This window comes from Klebsiella sp. 1SOBk5mer, from assembly GCF_046603115.1.
GTDB lineage: Bacteria > Pseudomonadota > Gammaproteobacteria > Enterobacterales > Enterobacteriaceae > Klebsiella > Klebsiella quasipneumoniae.
The window spans coordinates 41,422-58,612 of sequence record NZ_JBKIUU010000013.1; the positions used below are offsets into that span (position 1 = coordinate 41,422).

The window sequence follows — 17,191 nt, forward strand, 5'->3', positions numbered from 1 at the left end:
TGGTTGTGGATCTCCCATTAAGCGTAGCAGCGGCGGTATCGGTGGGGATCAGTAACCGGCGTGCTTATTGACCAGGTTTTTGAGCGGCAGCCCGCGACGCTGGCGCTGAATGTTCTCCAGCAGCTGGCGGGCGATCACCTCGGCGGGGGCCGCAGAGGCCATATGCGGGGTGATCACCACCTGCGGATGGCGCCATAGCGGATCGTCCGCCGGCAATGGCTCCTGCGGGAAGACGTCGAGCACCGCTCCGGCGAGCTGGCCGCTCTCCAGCGCCGCCAGCACATCCTCATTGACCATATGCTCTCCACGCCCGCAGTTGATTAACACCGCCCCGGCGGGAAGCCGGCTGAAGAGCGGCGCGGCGAGAATACCCCGGGTCTGCGCGGTGAGCGGCAGGAGGTTAATCAGCCCGTCAAGCGACCCGAGGAAGCTGTCGAGCGCCTCCTCGCCGCGGTAGCAGGTGACGCCAGCCAGCTGCTTCTCACTGCGCGACCAGCCGGAGACCCGATAGCCAAGGCGGGCCAGCTGGTCGGCGATATAGCCGCCAATTTCGCCGAGGCCCATAATGCCGATATGGAAGTCGGCGGCGGCGCGCTGGGGATAGAGCTTCCAGGTTTGGGTCCGCTGGTGGGCCAGCGCCCGGTCAAAATAACGCTGGAACCACAGCACGCCCCACAGGGCATATTCGAACATGCCGTGACGAAAGTCCTCATCGATCACCCGGCACAGCGGGATATCGCTGGCGAACAGCGCGGGCGGCAGATGATCGACCCCGGCGGACGCGGCCTGGATCAGCTTCAGCCCCGGCGAGCGGGTCAACAGCTGCGGGTTAGGGAACCAGCAGCTGGCGTACTGCGCGTCGCGCGCCGCCTGGTGATGGGGCAGGAGCGCGGTGACGTCGGGAAACTGCTGCAGGGCGGCGCAGATATCGCGGGCGAAATCCGCGTCGTTACAATCCACCACGATAGTGATATCGGACATAGGCGTTAGTCTTTGTAAGAAGTATCGAGACGGTCAAGACGGCGCAACCACGCCTGCCAGACCTGTTGACGTTCATGCTCCACGCCCATCAGCTGCTCGCAGGCGTGCTGGCTGAGGTGCGGGGCGATGGTGTGGATCGGGCTGAGGGCCGCCAGCTGGGCGGCGGCCATCTGGATCTCGCAGGCACGATTGAGGTAGAACATGATGTAAAAGGCGTCAGCCACGGTACGGCCCACCGACAGCAGGCCGTGGCTCTGCAGGATCATGGCGATATTATTCCCCAGCGAGCGCTGAATGCGCGCCCGTTCGTCGAGGTCAAAGGCCACCCCTTCATAGGGGTGGTAGCCGACGCGCTGGTAAAACTCGGTGCTGATCTGGTTGAGCTGCAGCAGGCCGTCCTCGCAGGCGGCCACCGCCATCCCCGGCAGGGTATGGGTGTGGATCACGCAGTGGGCGTCTTTCCGGGCCATATGCACCGCGCTGTGGATGGTGAAGCCCGCCGAGTTAGCCGGCGCCTCGCCCTCTACGACCTTGCCCTGCATATCCACCACGATCAGATTGCTGGCGGTGACCTCATCAAACATCATGCCGAAGGGATTAATTAAAAAGCGCGGCTCGCCGTCGCCGGGCAGGCGCACGGAGAAGTGGGTGTAGAGGGTATCCTCCCACCCGAACAGCGCCGCCAGACGGTAGGCGGCGGCCAGCTGCTGGCGCAGGTGTTGCTCAGTTGCCATTTAGTGCACTCCCATAAATTCACGGATTCGTTGCAGAGAAGGGGCCTCCAGCGGGCTGCGGATCACCTGCGGGGCGATGTCGGCCTGCACCACGCCGTTCTCCATCAGCACCACGCGGTCGGAAATCGACAGGGCGAAGTCCATCTCGTGGGTGACAATCAGCATGGTCATACCTTCGCGGGCCAGCGACTGAATAACCTTCAGCACCTCGCCCACCAGCTCGGGATCCAACGCCGAGGTCGGTTCGTCAAACAGCATGATGTCTGGCTTCAGCGCCAGCGCCCGGGCGATCGCCACGCGCTGCTGCTGGCCGCCGGAGAGCTGTCCGGGGTACTTGTGGGCATGGGCCAGCAGACCGACGCGGTCGAGCAGCGCCAGGGCCTGCTCGCGGGCGACCGGCTGATCCAGCAGCTGGTGGTAGCGCGGGGCCAGCATCACGTTGTCGAGCACCGTGCGGTGGGGGAACAGGTTGAAGCTCTGGAAGACCATGCCGATGCGCCGCACCCCGGCGCGCATCTGGCGCTTATCGACGATGGCTCCGCCTTTCAGATAGTCCTCGCCGTAGAGAATGATCTCCCCGCCATCAATGCTTTCGAGGGCGTTGATGGTGCGGATCAGGGTTGTTTTGCCGGAGCCGGACGGGCCGATGATGCTGATCACCTCCCCGTTATCTACCTGCAGGTCGATGCCTTTCAGCACCTCATGCTGGCCCCAGGATTTGCGGATGCCCCGCAGATCCAGCGCCGGCGGCGCGCCGTTGACGGCCGCGATGTTGATCGCTTCCGTCATCGCCGGCAGGCTCTGGCGCAGCGCCTGGCATTCCGCCTCGCTGAGCGTTTGCGGACGCTTGCGCTGAATATCGAGGCTATTCTCCAGCGCCCGGAACAGCCAGGTGAAGACGGTAACCACCATGACGTAGTACACCGCCACCGCCAGCAGCGTCTCCATCACGAGGAAATTTTGCGCATACAAGCGCTGGCCGGTGAGCAGCAGCTCGGGTAAGGAGACCACCGATAAAATCGAGCTCAGCTTAATGATGGTGATGTATTCATTGATCAGCGTCGGCAACGAGATGCGAAACGCCTGAGGAATAATAATCAGCCGCTGGATGCCGATAAAGCTGAAGCTCAGCGCATGGCCCGCCTCGCTTTGCCCTTTGGCCACCGACAACAGCCCGCCGCGGTGGATCTCCGCCATATAGGCCGCTTCGGTGACGGTCATCGACACCAGCCCGGCGATAAACGGCACCCCGAGCAGCGGCTGGGTCAGCGGAAACAGCTGCGGCAGGTTGTAGACAAACACCAGCAGCACCATCAGCGGCACGCTGCGGAAAAACCAGATATAGAGTTCGACGGGGATCTTGATCCAGCGCGGCGCCGAGAGCTTCGCGCAGGCTAGCAGAAAACCGACCACCAGGCCGATCCCCCAGGACAAGGTGCTGATCACGATAACCGTCACGCACGCCTGCCAGAATGCCCCAATGCTAAATAATGAAAAAAAGTATCCCCAATCGAACGCCATACTGACTCCTGTTGCGCAGTGCTTATTGTCTTAATCGATGCTTTCTAAGTTGTATTTTTTGATCAGCGCGGCATATTTGCCGTTGGCTTTGAGCGTGGCGAGGGTGGCCTTGATCGCCTCCGCCAGCTCGGTGTTGCCTTTGGCGACATAGATCCCCAACGGCAGCGGGTAGACGAGGCGCGTCGAGCTTATCCCCAGGCGGCCGCGACTCTTATCGACGATAATCTGCGCCGCCGGGGCTATCTCAAGCTGGGCGTCGATGTTCTTCGACAGCAGCGCCTGGGAGGCTTCCGGCGCCGTCGGGAACTCCTGAATAGTGATGGCCGGTTTGCCGTTTTTCAGGCACCACTCATCGGAGTGTTTTTTCAGGCTGGTCACCCAGGTGGTGCCTGCCTGCAGGCCGACCTTCACGCCGCACAGCTCATCTTCGGTTTTCGGCTGCACCGCGCCGCCCTTGAGGGCAATGATCGACGCGCCGGAAAGGGCGTAAGGGATGGCGTCGGCCTGTTTCTGGCGCTCCGGCGTCACGTACATCCCGGAGATCACCGCATCATATTTCTTGCCGATGCCGAGGATCAGGCTGGTGAACTTGGTGTCGATCAGCTGCGGTTTGGCCTGCAGATGCTCGGCAATCAGCGTCGCGAACTCCGGGTCGAGACCGACGATATTGTTATTGCTGTCATAGGACTCAAACGGCGGGTAGGTGACCTCCATCCCCACCTTAAAGACGCCCTCGGTCAGCAGTTCCGCCGCCTGGGTGACAGAGGAGAAACAGGCGCTGACGGCGAGGGTAAGCGCGACGCGGCGCGAGATTTTTTTCAGGGTGCTAGTCATCATGGATCCTCACGGGTGGTTAGGGTTTTTTTTGCTGTGCCTGTTTTTTCAGATGGCCAAAGGTATGGGTGCCGCGCGCGCGCGCCGGCAGCTGGAGCTCGCCGCGATTGACCTTCTCGCGCAGATAGCGATAGGTTTGCAGCGCCTGGCTCCACATATGCTCGCCGATGCTCAGCTCCTGATATTCGCTGGCTTCGCCGGCGGCGAGAAAGGTCGGCAGCGGGCGGATCAGCGTGTGGTAATCGCAGGCGAAAAACAGCGGGAAGGAGTACCGCTCCTGCGGCACTTTGCGCACCCGGTGGGCTGTAGCAACAAATGTGCCAGCGCTGAGCACTTCCAGCATGTCGCCGATATTGATCACGAACGCCTCTTCTCCGGCGGCGTTCGTGACGGGAGGCGCGTCGATCCACACGCTTTCTTCATTGAGGACTTCAAGCCCGGGCTGGTCGGCGAGCAGCAGGGTGAAGCACTCATAGTCGGTGTGTGCACCAATTCCGGGAACATCTTCGACGCTGGCGTCGAACGGGTAATGGATGAGCCGCAGCTTGGCCGGCGGGCAGGTCACCATCGGTTTGAAATACCCTTCCGGCAGACCGAGCGCGAGGGCGAAAGCGTCGAACAGGCGGTGGCCGAGGGCGAAAACCGCGTCGTAGTAGGCCAGCACCCGCGCGCGGAAATCCGGCAGGTCGGGCCACTCGTTGGCGCCGATCAGCGGCGTACCGGCGAGCACCAGCGGATGGTCGTCCGCCGCCTGGAAGCCAATATCGAAGGCCTCTTTATGGTCCGGCTTGCCGGCGCCGTAGATCTCTTCTCCTTCCGGGACGTAGCCCTTATGGCTTTTGGAGCGGCCGATGTAATAGTTCATCTTCTCCGCCATCGGCAGAGCGAAGATCTGCTTCGCCGCCTCGCGGACGCCGGCGATCAGCGCCGGGTCGATGCCGTGGCCGGTGATGTAGAAAAAGCCCACCTCACGCGCCGCGCGGCCGATGGCGTCGGCCACCGCCTGGCGCCTGGCGAGATCGTCGCCGGCCAGATCGCGGATATCGATGGTCGGGAGTTCAGTAAAAGCGTGCTTCACGGCGGTCATGGCTGCGGTTCCTGTTCAGTGAGCGTTAAAAACTGCTGAAAGTGGGCCTGCTGGCGCGCGGCCATCCAGGCGTTGAGCGACCAGAGGTCGGCCACCGGAACGTTGGTGAACGGCAGATGGTGCAGATAGCCGTCGGCGCCAAACTCCGGCGTCAGGGTGGTCTGCGGGTAGCCGCGCCGGCGCTGCGAATGCCAGATTTGCTCCCACAAGCGCTCGGCAAAGGCCAGCGCCGGCTGATACTCCGGCGCCGCCGGGTGCGGCACCTGGGGCCCCTGGTCGTAGCCCACCCGGGCCTGCACGTGATGCACGCGGTCGATAAAGGCGCTGAAGTCATCGCAGGGGTCATCCAGCAGGCGCTCGCTGACCACCACCCAGTGGCTGATGTCGGCGGTAAAGCGCAGCTGGGGGAGCTGCTGAATGATCTCCAGGGTGAGCCACGGGCTGTACAGCGAGGTGGCGCGATGGGTTTCAAAGCTGCAGGTCAACCCAAACCCGGCGGCCAGCTCGTGCGCCTTGCCGAGAAAATCGACCTGCTGCGCCAGCGGCCAGCGATCGTTGCCCGCCAGCAGATTGACAAAGCGCGGGTTGAGGCCGCTGGCCTCGGCGAAGCGGATCCGCAGGCGCGCCAGATGCTGCTCCGGCGTTTCATGCTGAGCGGGGAGCACCCCGCCGCCGCTGAAGAGAATGGCGATATACTCCAGCTCCGACGCCTGCAGGCGGTCGGCGAGCTGCCGCCGCTCCTCCGCCGTTAACGGGACGCGGGCTTCGATACCGCAGCAGCCGACGCGCTGCAGTTCATCCAGCGTTTGCGGCCAGGGGGTCGTCACTCCCCAGAGGGTGCGAAAGCATTTCAGCTCCATGGCGGCTTCCTCAGGCGTACTTCACGCCGGGCAGGACGCAGAGCATCTCGTACAGCAGGTTGGCCGCCAGCTGGGAGGTATTACCGCTCACGTCATAGGGGGGCGAGACTTCAACCAGATCGGCGCCAATCAGGTTCAGGCCGCGGCAGCCGCGGACGATCTCCAGTGCCTGAATGGAGGTCAGGCCGCCGACCTCCGGCGTCCCGGTTCCCGGGGCCCAGATAGGATCGAGGCTGTCGATATCAAAGCTGAGATACACCGGCCCGTCGCCCATCTGCTGGCGGACTTCGGCCATCAGCGGCGCCAGCGAGGTATGCCAGCACTGCTCCGCCTGCACCAGGCGAAAGCCCTGGTCGACGCCCCACTGGAAGTCCCCGGCGGCATAGCCCTGGGCGCGCTGGCCAATCTGCACCACCCGCTTGAGGTCGAGTAGTCCCTCCTCAACGGCGCGGCGGAAGGTGGTGCCGTGGGCGATTTTCTCACCGAACATCTCATCATTGGTGTCGGTATGGGCGTCGACGTGGATGAGCCCCACCGGCCCATGTTTTTTGGTCAGCGCCCGCAGGATGGGCAGGGTAATGGTGTGGTCCCCGCCGAGGGTGAGGGGGATCAGCGGATAACTATTCAAACCGGTGTAGTAATCTTCAATAATTTGCACCGATTTGAGCAAACTGTAGGTATTGATCGGCACATCGCCGATGTCGGCTACCGACAGCGAGTCGAACGGCGCGGCGCCGGTCGCCATATTGTACGGACGGATCATCACCGATTCGGCGCGAATATAGCGCGGTCCGTAGCGCGTGCCTGAGCGCTGCGAGGTGCCGATATCCAGCGGAATGCCGACAAATGCCGCATCAAGTCCCTGTAAATCTTCGATAAACGGCAGGCGCATCATCGTGGCGCGGCCGGCGAAGCGTGGCATCTCATTGCCACCCTGCGGTTGGTGAAAGAGGTTATCCATGTCTGCTCCTGAATCTGACGGATGAAACGTAACAGGAGAGATAGTGCGCAAGCCGCGCTGGACTTTACATCGTCTGGCGTAAATACTCAGTTCATTTATTGGTGAACTAAATACGATGCATCACGACGCCAGCCTCAATATTCGCCAGCTGCAGGTTTTCGAGGCGGTGGCCCGCCTGGAGAGCTACAGCCGGGCCCAGCAGGAGCTGGGCATTTCGGTCTCCGCCATCAGCAATGCGATGTTGCAACTGGAGGGGCAGCTCGGCTTCACCCTCTGTCAGCGCGGGCGCGGCGGCTTTTCCTTAACGGAAAAAGGACAGCAGTTTTTACAGCAGGCGATCCGCGTGCTGAGCGAACTCAATGAGCTGGAGCGGCAGTCGGCCCTGCTCAAAGGGGAGCACAGCGGCACCCTGTGCATTTCGACGCTCGACTCCATCGAGACCGAAACGGCGCTCTCGCTGCCGGTGGTCTTGCGCAGCTTCAGCGACAAATTTCCCCATGTGCATATCAAACTGATTATTCGCACCCCGGCGGAGCAACTGAACGGGGTGCTGAACAACCATATCGACCTGGCCATCGGCAGCTACAACTCGCAGGTGCATAACATCATCAGCGAGCCGCTGTACCGCGAGCAGCACTGGCTCTATTGCAGCGATCTGCACCCGATGTTCTTCAGCCGCCAGCTCGATAAAGAGCAGATCAGCCAGTGTCCGCTGGTGACCCGCAGCTACTGGAACACCAGCGATCTCCGCCGCCGGGGCTTCAGCAAAGGCAGCGCCACCGTTGAGACCGTCGACGCCCAGCTGCTGCTGATTCTTTCGGGGAAATATATTGGCTATCTGCCGGAGCATTACGCCTGGCCGTGGATCAAAGAGAACCGCCTGCGGGTGCTGTTGCCCAACGAGTTTGGCTTTCAGTCGCCGTTCTCGGCCATCTGTAAGCGCGGGCGCAGTAATGAACCCTATCTGAAAGCGTTCCGCGATCTGCTGAAGAAAAACACGGTGGCGCGGCCGAAGTGGAATTATTAAGCGGGGCGGACGCTTCCCTCCGCCGTGGTGGCGGGGTTCGCGCTCAGCGCGCGGTCCGGCGGGGGTGTTTTCCTGTTCAAAAAACGAACGGCGGCCGGTAGCCCGCTTGTGCTGGGGCTGCCGGGCAACTGCCTCCAGGTTATCCACAGGGTTAGGGGCCGCTGATGTGGACAGGTCGCCGGGCGGTGGGCGGGTTAGCGATTCGCTTTGATGGTTTTTTCCGCGATCGAGAGGGTGGAGAGTTTATGCAGGCAGATCAGCGCCAGACAAACCCCACAGGCGAACAGATAACTTGCCATACAGAATTTTTGCAGACGGGATAAATGATTAATCCGCTCAATCACCGCCGGGCTGGCGAGGCCTTCATAGAGGAAAGGCAGAGCCGTTAAGAAGCCGCCAATAAAATAGAGCGCCAGACTGATGACTTCGACGCATTTGCGATAGAGCCAGAAGCGATAGCCCGGCTTTTTCCATTTGAATATCCGCTTTTCATTATTGACGGAAATTAAATGCTGGCATTTGCTGTAATTATCAATATCGCTGACCGGATTTTTGCATTTCAACAGTATTTTTCTTTGTTCCATGGTCAGGTTTTTATCTTTGGTCAGCGCGGCGATACCATATTCGTACGCGATCCGTTGCAGATCGGGATCGTCGCTGTTTTTATGCAGCGCAGCGGCGAACTCACTGATGTTTTTGCGCGAGGTGAATATTTTATCTTTAGGGAATACCCAGCCAGAACGCACGGCAAAAATTTGAATAATCAGCGGGATAATAGCGATAGCATATTTTAAGATCTCAGTCGGAATAATATTCATCTCCGTATTTTCCTTTCCATGATAACGGGGCGGGCTTAAATATACCTTAGCCATCATGATTGAGGGGTGTCAAATATCACGAGGCACGCCGGTATATTTTCCATGGCGAAAGGTGAGCGTCTGGTGAAAGAGGGGAGAGGGCGGTCGTGTCGACGAATGAACAAGAGAATACTCCGCCGGCCTGGCCGGCGGAGGGGGCGGCGTTTATATCGGTCTCGCCGTCAGGGTCATCATATCGCCGATCGCCCGCTGGCGGTCAAAATGGCGATCGCGGTGGATCTCGCTCTCGCCCACCTGCAGCGAGGCGGCCCAGATCTGCTGACAGCGCGGCCGGCGGCGGGCGTCAAAATGCGCCAGCGCGGCTGCGACGCTGTCGGTCTGCTGCAGCGCTTCGCGCAGCACGATGGCATCCTCAATCGCCATGCCCGCCCCCTGACCGAGATGCGGGGTGGTAGCGTGAACCGCGTCGCCCACCAGTACGACACGTCCCTGATACCAGGGATCGTCGACGAACAGCTCCTCCAGCGGCTTATAGACGACCTCGTCGTTGTTAACGATATGCTCGCGCAGGCTCCCCGGTAACCCCGCGCCGGGCGGCAGACGGCGGCGCATCTCCGCCGCCAGCTGGTCGCGGGCATAGCGGGGGTTATCCGCTTCGTGGGAGGTGATAAACAGATACATCAGATCTTCCCCCAGCGGCACCAGCCCGCAGTTGCAGCTCTCCCCCATAAAGCACATCAGATGGTCCACCTCCGGCGGACGCGGAAAGTTGTAGCGCCAAACGCCCTGACCGGTAAAGCGGGGACGATAGCGCTCGCCATACAGCATGCCGCGCACCCGGGAGTAGATCCCGTCGGCGCCTACCAGCAGATCGTAGCGCCCCTGGCCGCCGTGGCTGAAGCTCACCTCCACGGCATCGTCAACCTGACGGAAGGCGTCAATGCTCTCGCCAGTGGTCAGTCGGACCCCCAGCTCCCGGGCGGTGGAACAGAGGACGTTGTGCAGAGCCAGGCGGGAGATGCCGACGTTGGCCGGGAACTGTTCACCCGCCAGCCGCTGGCCGGGAAAGCTGGCCAGCTGGTGGCCGCTCAGGGTGTGCACTGAGACGCTGTCAAACGGCCAGGCGGCGTCCAGATAGCGTTCCAGCACCCCAAGCCGCTGCATTTCCCGCACGACATTGTTCTGCTGAATGATACCGACGCCGTAGACCCGCCACTGCGGCTGGATCTCCACCACGTCGACGGCGACGCCGGCCTGGCGGAGGGCGATGGCGGTGCACAGACCGCCGATGCCGCCGCCAACGATTAATACGTTATTGATGTTCATCGTAGCTGTTTTCTCCAGGGTACAGAGTAGAGGACGTTAACCAGGCCAGCGGCGCGCTGACTAATCGCGATAAAGAATGATCGCTATCGCAAAAAACGATATCGCCGTGGAAATTGAAAACAAAAAGTTGCAGAAAAGTTAAATTAAGCCACAGGATAAGCACGCCATTTCTCGCCGGGGGACCCATGCGTTACCAACATCTTGATCTGAACTTACTGGTGGCACTGGATGTGTTACTCGATGAACAGAACATCACCCGCGCCGCGGGCCGGTTGCATATGACCCAGTCTGCCACCAGCGGGGTGCTCAACCGGCTACGCACCTACTTTGAGGACGATCTGCTCACCCAGGTGGGCAGAAAGATGCGGCCCACGCCGCTGGCGGAAGAGCTGCGGGAGCCGGTCCGCGACGTGCTGATGAAAATTCAGACCTCCATTGCCCGCCGGCCGGTGGATGAGCCGGCAACCAGTAAGCGCCATTTCCGCATTATGGCCTCGGATTACGTTATCAACGTGATGCTGAAGGATGCGCTGCAGGCGGTACACCTGCAGGCGCCGAATATGACCTTTGAGTTTTTCTCGCCGGACGCCCAGTCCACCGGCATGCTCAACCGTGGTGAGCTGGATATCATCGTGGCGCCGGAGCGTTTTATGGCCGCCGACCATCCCGCCGAAGCGCTGTTTGACGAAGAGTTTGTCTGCCTGGCCTGGGCGGACAATCCCCACACCGGCGAGGCGCTGACCCTTGAAGCCTGGCAACAGCTGGGGCACGTGTCGGTGGTCTTTGGCCGCGAGCGGCAGCCGGGGCTGGAGGGCAATCTGTTTGCCGAGTCGGGGCTGAGCCGCCGTATCGAGGTGGTGACCCACAGCTACCACTGCGTTCCGCAGCTGCTGATCGGCACCTCGCGGATCGCCACGCTGCACCGGCGGCTGGCGGAGCAGTACGCGGCGATGCTGCCGCTGCGTCTTTTCCCGGTCCCGGTGACGCTGCCGGTCATGCGCGAATTTATCGGCTGGCACCGCTCGCTGGATAATGATCCTATCTTCGGCTGGCTGAAAGCGAAAATCGTCGCCAGCGCACGCTAACCCACTGGTATTGCTCCCGTCGATACCTGACATCCTGAGACATGATTGGTCGCCCGCAGGTGCTTTATGTGACAGTGCCTGCGCTACAGCGATTGCGACTGAATGTTGAAGGATGACCCTATGTTTCGCTATTTCCCTAAAAACTATGTCTGGAACCTGTCGGTGGATCTCTCCATCGAGATGGGCGCCCGCATCGGTGAGATCGAAGAGATGTGCGCGCCGCTATTGGCCGCGTCCGAGCATCCCGACGCCGAAGGCACCCGCGCGTTCCGGGAAACCTGGTCCCGCATGGCCGATAAATTATGCGCGCTGGCCGGCGAAGATGAGGCGCGTGGACGGCGGCTGTCGGCAGGAGAGAAATATCTTCGGGCGGCCAACTATTACCTGACCTGCGAGCGCCTGCAGGCGCATGGCGCGCCGGACCGCGATGCGCTGTACTGCCGCTTTCTCGATGTCTTTGCCGCCGGGCTGCACCATACCCATGCCAACTGTCAGCGGGTGACTATTCCCTACGAGGGCAAAACCCTGTCGGCGCTTTACGTCCGCGCCGAAGGGGCGACCGGCCGCGCGCCGCTGCTGGTGCAGGTCAATGGTCTCGACTCCACCAAAGAGATGAAATATCTGGTGGGGCTGCCGCAGTGGCTGGCGCGGCGCGGGGTCTCCTCGCTGGTGGTCGACCAGCCGGGAACCGGCGAAGCGCTGCGTCTTCACGGCATGCAGGCCCGCTATGACAGCGAGCACTGGGCCAGCCGGATCGTTGACTGGCTGGAACAGCACCCGGAGGTGGATGCCGGGCGCATCGGCATGGAAGGGGTCTCGCTGGGCGGCTATTACTGCCCGCGGGCGGTGGCGTTTGAGCCGCGCTTCGCCTGCGGCGTGGTGTGGGGCGCCAATCACGACTGGCGGGAGGTACAGCAGCGCCGCCGCGAACGCGAAGGCGATTTTCCGGTACCGCACTACTGGCAGCATGTGCGCTGGGTGTGGGGGGGCGAGGATATCGACGCTTTTATGCGCATCGCGGAGAACGTCCATCTCGACGGCATTCTCGACCGCATACGGGTGCCTTTCCTCGTCACCCATGGTGAAAAGGACTCGCAGATCCCGGTGAAATGGGCGCAGCGCACCTACGACCAGCTGGTGAACAGCCCGCGCCGCGAGCTGAAAATTTTTACTGACCGCGAGGGCGGTGTGCAGCACTCCAGCTTCGACAACTCGATTAACGCCGGGCACTACATCGCTGACTGGGTGGCGGAAGCCCTCGGCGGCCGGGTGGCCTGAACACGCATAAGGAACAACCGCGATGAATATTCTTGGTCCGGATTATCTGGTATTTGGCGTCGATGACCTGGCGGGCTGCCGACTGTTTCTTCTCGACTACGGTTTACGCGAGCAGGAGAACGGTTTCTTTAGCGCACTGGATGGCACCGGGGTGCTGCTGCGGGAGCGTGACGATCCGTCGCTGCCCGCGGCGCTGCCCAGCGGCAGCCAGCTGCGGGAAACCGTCTATGGCGTGGCGGATAGCGCCACCCTTGAGGCGATCGCCGAGACGCTGCGCCGCGATCGCGAGGTGAAGCTCGGCGCCGACGGCGTGCTGCGCTGCGTCGATGATGCCGGCTTTGCCCTCGGGTTTCGCGTCAGCCAGCGCCAGCCGCTGCAGCGGGAAGGGGAGAAAATCAACGCCCCGGGGGATCGCGCCGGGCGGCCGGTCAACCAGACCGGGGCCAGCGCTGACATGGCGGCAGAGCCGCGCTCGCTCTCCCATGTGGTCTATTTTGTGCCGGACGCCGCGCGCGCGGAAGCCTTCTATCAACGGCTGGGCTTTGTCTGTACCGATCGCTTCACCCACGTCGGCCCTTTCCTGCGGCCCGCCGGCACCCAGGATCACCATACCCTGTTTCTGATCCAGGCCCCGCCGTTTATGACCGGTATTGAACACTTTACCTTTCATCTCGGCGGCCCCACCGAGCTGATGATGGCCGGCAGCCGCTTTCAGCAGAAGGGATATCAGACCTTCTGGGGGCCGGGGCGCCATCAGCTGGGATCGAACTGGTTCTGGTACTTCAACAGCCCGCTCGGGTGTCACATCGAATACGACGCCGATATGGATCAGCACGATGACCACTGGCAGCCGCGCGAAGCGCTGCCGGGAGCCGATAACTCGCAATATTTCCTGCTGGGGTATCGCGAGAAGTGGGCCCCCGGTCCGGATAACGCCCGCTGATGGTTCGCCTGTGCCGTGCCGACAGCCTGGCCGAGGGCCAGGCGCGGGGATTTGACCCTACGGGCAGCGGGCAGGCGACGGTGATTGCCTGCCGCTATCAGGGAATGCTCTATCTGTGGCGTAACCGCTGTCCGCATCTGGATACCCCGATGAACTGGCGGCAGGACGCTTTTTTCAACGCCCGGGGCGACCGGCTGGTCTGCTTCGCCCACGGGGCGATTTTTATGCCGGACAGCGGCCTCTGCGTGCAGGGCGCCTGCGTAGGCCAACGTCTGAGTCCGCTGGCTGGCGAGGTGGACGCCGACGGCTGGCTCTGTCTGCTGGAGGAGGCAGGTTATGAAACTGGCAACACGAGATAACGGTGAACGCGACGGCTGCCTGGTGGTGGTCTCGGGGGATTTGACGCTGATGGCCGATGCGGCGGATATCGCACCGACGCTTCAGCAGGCGCTGGAGCAGGCCGCGCGGGTCTGGCCTGCGCTGCAGGCGCGCTATCAGGCGCTCAATGCGCGCCGCTACCCGGCGGCGCAGCCCTATGATCCCCGGCGCCTGCTGGCGCCGCTGCCCCGCGCCTGGCAGTGGCTGGACGGTTCGGCCTTCCTCAGCCATGGCGAGCGCATGCAGCGGGCCTTTCATCTGCCGCCGATTGCCGGCGCCGACCAGACACCGCTGATGTATCAGGGCTGCGGGGACGACTTTCTTGCCCCCCACGCCGGGATAGTCTGCCGCCGGGTCGAGGACGGTCTCGACTTTGAGGGCGAGTTCGCGGTGGTGGTGGACGAGGTGCCTCAGGGGTGCTCGCCGCAGCAGGCGCTGAGCTGTATCCGCCTGATCGTCTTGCTCAACGATATCAGTCTGCGGGCGCTGGCGCCGCGCGAGATGCAGACCGGGTTTGGTTTTATTCACGCCAAACCCGCCTCGGCCTTTGCGCCGGTGGCCCTTACCCCGGATGAACTGGGAGAGGCCTGGCAGCACGGGCGGGCGGCGCTGACGCTGCAGGTGACCCGCAATGGCGAACCGTTTGGCTGCCAGTCGGGCAGCGAGATGCATTTCCATTTTGGCGAACTGATTGCCCATGCGGCGCAGACCCGCCGCCTGCGCGCCGGGACGGTGGTGGGTTCCGGTACGGTGTCCGGGCCGGACGCCAGCCGCGGCGCCAGCTGTATCGCCGAGGTGCGGGCCATAGAGATGCTGGCCTTCGGCGAGCCGCGCACGCCGTTTTTGTCCCCGGGGGAGCGGGTGACGATGGAAGCCCACGCCCCCGATGGCCGGCCGCTGTTTGGCGTGCTGGATCAACATGTTGTGATGTTAACGGAGTAAACCATGATCAATCTTTTACAGGGGCGTCGACTGATCGACCTCTCCGTCACCCTGGACAACAATCCCTGGACCGACCCGCCGCCGCTGCTGCCGAATATTGAATATCAGGATCATCAGCAGGGATGGCCGGAAATGGCGGCGATGTTTCCGGGACTGGAAAAAGCGCAGATGCCGGGAGAGGAGGCCTGGGCCTCGGAGCGCCTGACCGTGACGCCGCACAATGGCACCCATATGGATGCTCCATGGCACTACAGCTCAACCACCAACGGCGGCGAACCGGCGTTTGGCATCGATGAGCTGCCGCTGGAGTGGTGCCTGCGCCCCGGCGTCCGGCTCGATTTTCGCCATGTCGCCGACGGGGCGATCCTGCAGCCGGAGGATCTGCAGCGCGAGCTGGCGCGGATCGATTATCGCCTGTCGCCGCTGGATATCGTGTTAATCAATACCGCCGCCGGCGCCCGCTACGGCCAGCCGGATTATCTGCAGCGCGGCTGCGGCATTGGCCGGGCGGCAACGCTGTGGCTGCTGGAGCAGGGGGTACGGGTGGTCGGCACCGACGCCTGGAGCTGGGATGCGCCCTTCCACTTTACCCGCGAACGCTTTCAGGCCAGCGGCGACGCCGGGCTGATCTGGGAAGGGCATAAAGCCGGCAGGGAGATCGCCTATGGGCAAATGGAGAAGTTGAGCAATCTGGAGCAGCTTCCCGACCACGGCTTCTGGGTGAGCTGTTTTCCCTACAAGATCCGCCGCGGCTCGGCCGGTTTTATCCGCGCGGTGGCGATTGTCGACGCCTGAAGGAGTCGATGGTTATGTTAATTTAATGTGAATGCATTGTATTAATTGTGATAGCAATCGCAGTCCATGCCACCTGCATCCGGTAGGGTAGAACGGTATGTGTGCTGAGTTCGCTGCGGCGTGTTCAGCCAGGATACCGGGGCGACAGAGCGCCTTTCTTTATCGATAAAAAATAGAACTGTAATTCATATTCTAAATAAAAAGCAGTGACGGAGAGCGGAAGATGGTGATGCACAAGGTTTCAGCAACCCCGCGCGAGGCGGGGGCCGTACAGGCGATTTTACTGATGTTGGCGGCCCTGTTGCCGATCATGGGGACCTTGACCATGCTGCCGGTGATGCCGCTCCTGATCGGCCATTTTGCCGCGCAGCCGCACGCCCAGCTGCTGGTGCCGATGATCATCACCATTCCGGCGGTGAGCATGGCGCTGCTGGCTCCGCTGGCGGGGAGGGTGGGCGATCGCCTGAGCCGTCGTCGCCTGCTGATTGCCGCCACTGCTCTGTACGCGGGGTTTGGCCTGCTGCCGGTGATGCTCGACGATCTGTATGCCATTCTGCTGGCGCGGCTGGTGATGGGCATCGCCGACGCCTTTATTCTTACCACCGCCAATGCGCTGATTGGCGACTACTTTGCCGGCGAGGCGCGCAGCAAATGGCTGGCGGTGCAGAGCGGCATCGGTTCGATACTGTCGACGCTGATCGTGCTGGGCGCTGGCCTGCTGGGCACCCTGGGCTGGTATGGCCCGATCTACCTGTATGCGCTGGCGATCCCGGTCTTTATCGGCCTGTGCCTGTTCACCGCTGAGCCGGCGACCCGCCGTCGCGCGGACAGCGTCGCTGACGAGGAGCCTGTCGCTTTTCCACGGCGCAAAATGGCGACGATCGGTCTGATTACGCTCGCCAGCGCGATCCTCTACTTTCTCGAGCCGCTGCAGATAAGCCAGGTGTTCAGTCAGCTCGGGCTGACCTCCAGCAGCCAGATCGGCATCGCCACCGCCGTTGCGGGCATTGGCGTGCCGCTGGGCGCCTGGCTGTATGGCCGCAGCGCCAGGCAGCGTGTCGACAGGCAGTTTTTCCTTTTTTACGCCATTTTTGGCCTCGGTCTGCTGTTTATCGCCGTGGCCCACAATCCGCTGGCCGGCGTGGCGGCAGCATTCGTCGCGCAGGTTGGTAACGGAATGCTGATCCCTCTGATGCTGGCCTGGATGTTGGAAGCCCTGCCGGCGCCGCACCGGGCGACGGGGATCGGCATCTGGCACACCTTCTTTTTCCTCGGCATGTTCATCAGCCCGGTTCTGATGACCTTGCTGAACGGCATGACCGGCAGCATGCAGGACAGCCTGCTGCTGTTTGCGCTGCTGACGCTGGCTATCGCCGGCGTGACGGGTATCGCCAGCGCCCGGATGGGGGGCCGCCGCGCGCTGGCTCGTTAATTTCACCTGACAACATAATTACCACACGCCCGCCGGTCTCCCGGCGGGAAGGGGAGGCCATTATTTAGAAAAAGCGTACACCTTATTTAGCGTTAACTTTCAGCCTAATTAATCCCTGTAAATAAACATATTGTGACTAATTTATTTTTCACGATATGGCGCATCTTACCTGCAAAAAATAAAAATGAG

Annotated in this window: 17 protein-coding genes; 8 read left to right on the top strand and 9 right to left on the bottom strand. The window is 62.0% G+C overall.

The genetic code is table 11. From position 1 onward, the window contains the following. Positions 1 to 48 precede the first annotated feature (48 nt). The 7 genes from ACLH1U_RS21885 to speB are packed head-to-tail and all read right to left on the bottom strand — an operon-like array spanning position 49 to position 6,978. A complete protein-coding gene (locus ACLH1U_RS21885; RefSeq protein ID WP_032453784.1) occupies positions 49 to 981 on the bottom strand; it encodes a 2-hydroxyacid dehydrogenase in 933 nt (310 codons plus the stop codon). 5 nt (positions 982 to 986) lie between these two features. Continuing rightward, complete coding sequence (locus ACLH1U_RS21890; protein ID WP_101862102.1) at positions 987 to 1,715, bottom strand: class II aldolase/adducin family protein; 729 nt, start codon at positions 1,713 to 1,715, stop codon at positions 987 to 989. After that, entirely contained in the window at positions 1,716 to 3,236 is a 1,521-nt protein-coding gene (locus tag ACLH1U_RS21895; protein ID WP_411299459.1) for an amino acid ABC transporter permease/ATP-binding protein, read from the bottom strand. It abuts the gene before it with no gap. 30 nt (positions 3,237 to 3,266) lie between these two features. After that, the gene (locus tag ACLH1U_RS21900; RefSeq protein ID WP_032453782.1) at positions 3,267 to 4,070 is read right to left on the bottom strand and encodes an ABC transporter substrate-binding protein; all 804 of its coding nucleotides are present in this window, start codon (positions 4,068 to 4,070) and stop codon (positions 3,267 to 3,269) included. A 19-nt stretch (positions 4,071 to 4,089) separates the two neighbouring features. After that, positions 4,090 to 5,157 carry an isopenicillin N synthase family dioxygenase gene (locus tag ACLH1U_RS21905; protein WP_023290725.1) on the bottom strand — a complete coding sequence of 356 codons (1,068 nt, stop codon included), beginning with the start codon at positions 5,155 to 5,157 and terminating at the stop codon, positions 4,090 to 4,092. Then, the gene (locus ACLH1U_RS21910) at positions 5,154 to 6,017 is read right to left on the bottom strand and encodes a sugar phosphate isomerase/epimerase family protein (RefSeq protein ID WP_102003078.1); all 864 of its coding nucleotides are present in this window, start codon (positions 6,015 to 6,017) and stop codon (positions 5,154 to 5,156) included. The genes ACLH1U_RS21905 and ACLH1U_RS21910 overlap by 4 nt, the downstream gene beginning before the upstream one ends. Positions 6,018 to 6,027: 10 nt before the next feature. Further along, positions 6,028 to 6,978, bottom strand: coding sequence for an agmatinase (gene speB / locus ACLH1U_RS21915; RefSeq protein WP_004145693.1), 951 nt, complete (start codon positions 6,976 to 6,978; stop codon positions 6,028 to 6,030). Between the two features lie 115 nt (positions 6,979 to 7,093). Here speB and ACLH1U_RS21920 point away from each other — a divergent pair, with 115 nt between their 5' ends. Further along, positions 7,094 to 8,005, top strand: a complete 912-nt coding sequence (locus ACLH1U_RS21920; RefSeq protein WP_411299460.1) for a LysR family transcriptional regulator — start codon at positions 7,094 to 7,096, stop codon at positions 8,003 to 8,005. A gap of 194 nt (positions 8,006 to 8,199) precedes the next feature. Here ACLH1U_RS21920 and ACLH1U_RS21925 read toward each other — a convergent pair whose 3' ends face one another. Further along, a complete protein-coding gene (locus tag ACLH1U_RS21925; RefSeq protein ID WP_032453780.1) occupies positions 8,200 to 8,823 on the bottom strand; it encodes a hypothetical protein in 624 nt (207 codons plus the stop codon). Between the two features lie 204 nt (positions 8,824 to 9,027). Then, positions 9,028 to 10,149: an FAD-dependent oxidoreductase gene (locus ACLH1U_RS21930; protein ID WP_072421401.1), complete on the bottom strand. Its 1,122-nt coding sequence runs from the start codon at positions 10,147 to 10,149 to the stop codon at positions 9,028 to 9,030. Between the two features lie 185 nt (positions 10,150 to 10,334). On the opposite strand from ACLH1U_RS21930, the gene ACLH1U_RS21935 reads away from it, so the two are divergent. From ACLH1U_RS21935 to ACLH1U_RS21965, 7 genes are all read left to right on the top strand, one after another. Next, positions 10,335 to 11,234 (top strand): LysR family transcriptional regulator, encoded by a 900-nt coding sequence (locus ACLH1U_RS21935; protein ID WP_023290720.1) that lies wholly within the window; start codon positions 10,335 to 10,337, stop codon positions 11,232 to 11,234. A gap of 120 nt (positions 11,235 to 11,354) precedes the next feature. Beyond that, positions 11,355 to 12,512, top strand: a complete 1,158-nt coding sequence (locus ACLH1U_RS21940; protein ID WP_043521368.1) for an alpha/beta hydrolase family protein — start codon at positions 11,355 to 11,357, stop codon at positions 12,510 to 12,512. A gap of 22 nt (positions 12,513 to 12,534) precedes the next feature. Further along, a complete protein-coding gene (locus ACLH1U_RS21945; RefSeq protein ID WP_411299461.1) occupies positions 12,535 to 13,455 on the top strand; it encodes a VOC family protein in 921 nt (306 codons plus the stop codon). Continuing rightward, complete coding sequence (locus tag ACLH1U_RS21950) at positions 13,455 to 13,814, top strand: Rieske (2Fe-2S) protein (RefSeq protein WP_049013840.1); 360 nt, start codon at positions 13,455 to 13,457, stop codon at positions 13,812 to 13,814. Before ACLH1U_RS21945 ends, ACLH1U_RS21950 begins: the two co-directional genes overlap by 1 nt. Beyond that, on the top strand, positions 13,792 to 14,775 hold the full coding sequence (locus ACLH1U_RS21955) for a fumarylacetoacetate hydrolase family protein (protein WP_102002186.1): 984 nt from the start codon (positions 13,792 to 13,794) through the stop codon (positions 14,773 to 14,775). Before ACLH1U_RS21950 ends, ACLH1U_RS21955 begins: the two co-directional genes overlap by 23 nt. A 3-nt stretch (positions 14,776 to 14,778) precedes the next feature. Beyond that, positions 14,779 to 15,570: a cyclase family protein gene (locus ACLH1U_RS21960; protein WP_049013842.1), complete on the top strand. Its 792-nt coding sequence runs from the start codon at positions 14,779 to 14,781 to the stop codon at positions 15,568 to 15,570. A gap of 229 nt (positions 15,571 to 15,799) precedes the next feature. Further along, positions 15,800 to 17,002 carry an MFS transporter gene (locus tag ACLH1U_RS21965; protein WP_411299462.1) on the top strand — a complete coding sequence of 401 codons (1,203 nt, stop codon included), beginning with the start codon at positions 15,800 to 15,802 and terminating at the stop codon, positions 17,000 to 17,002. Positions 17,003 to 17,191: the final 189 nt, after the last annotated feature.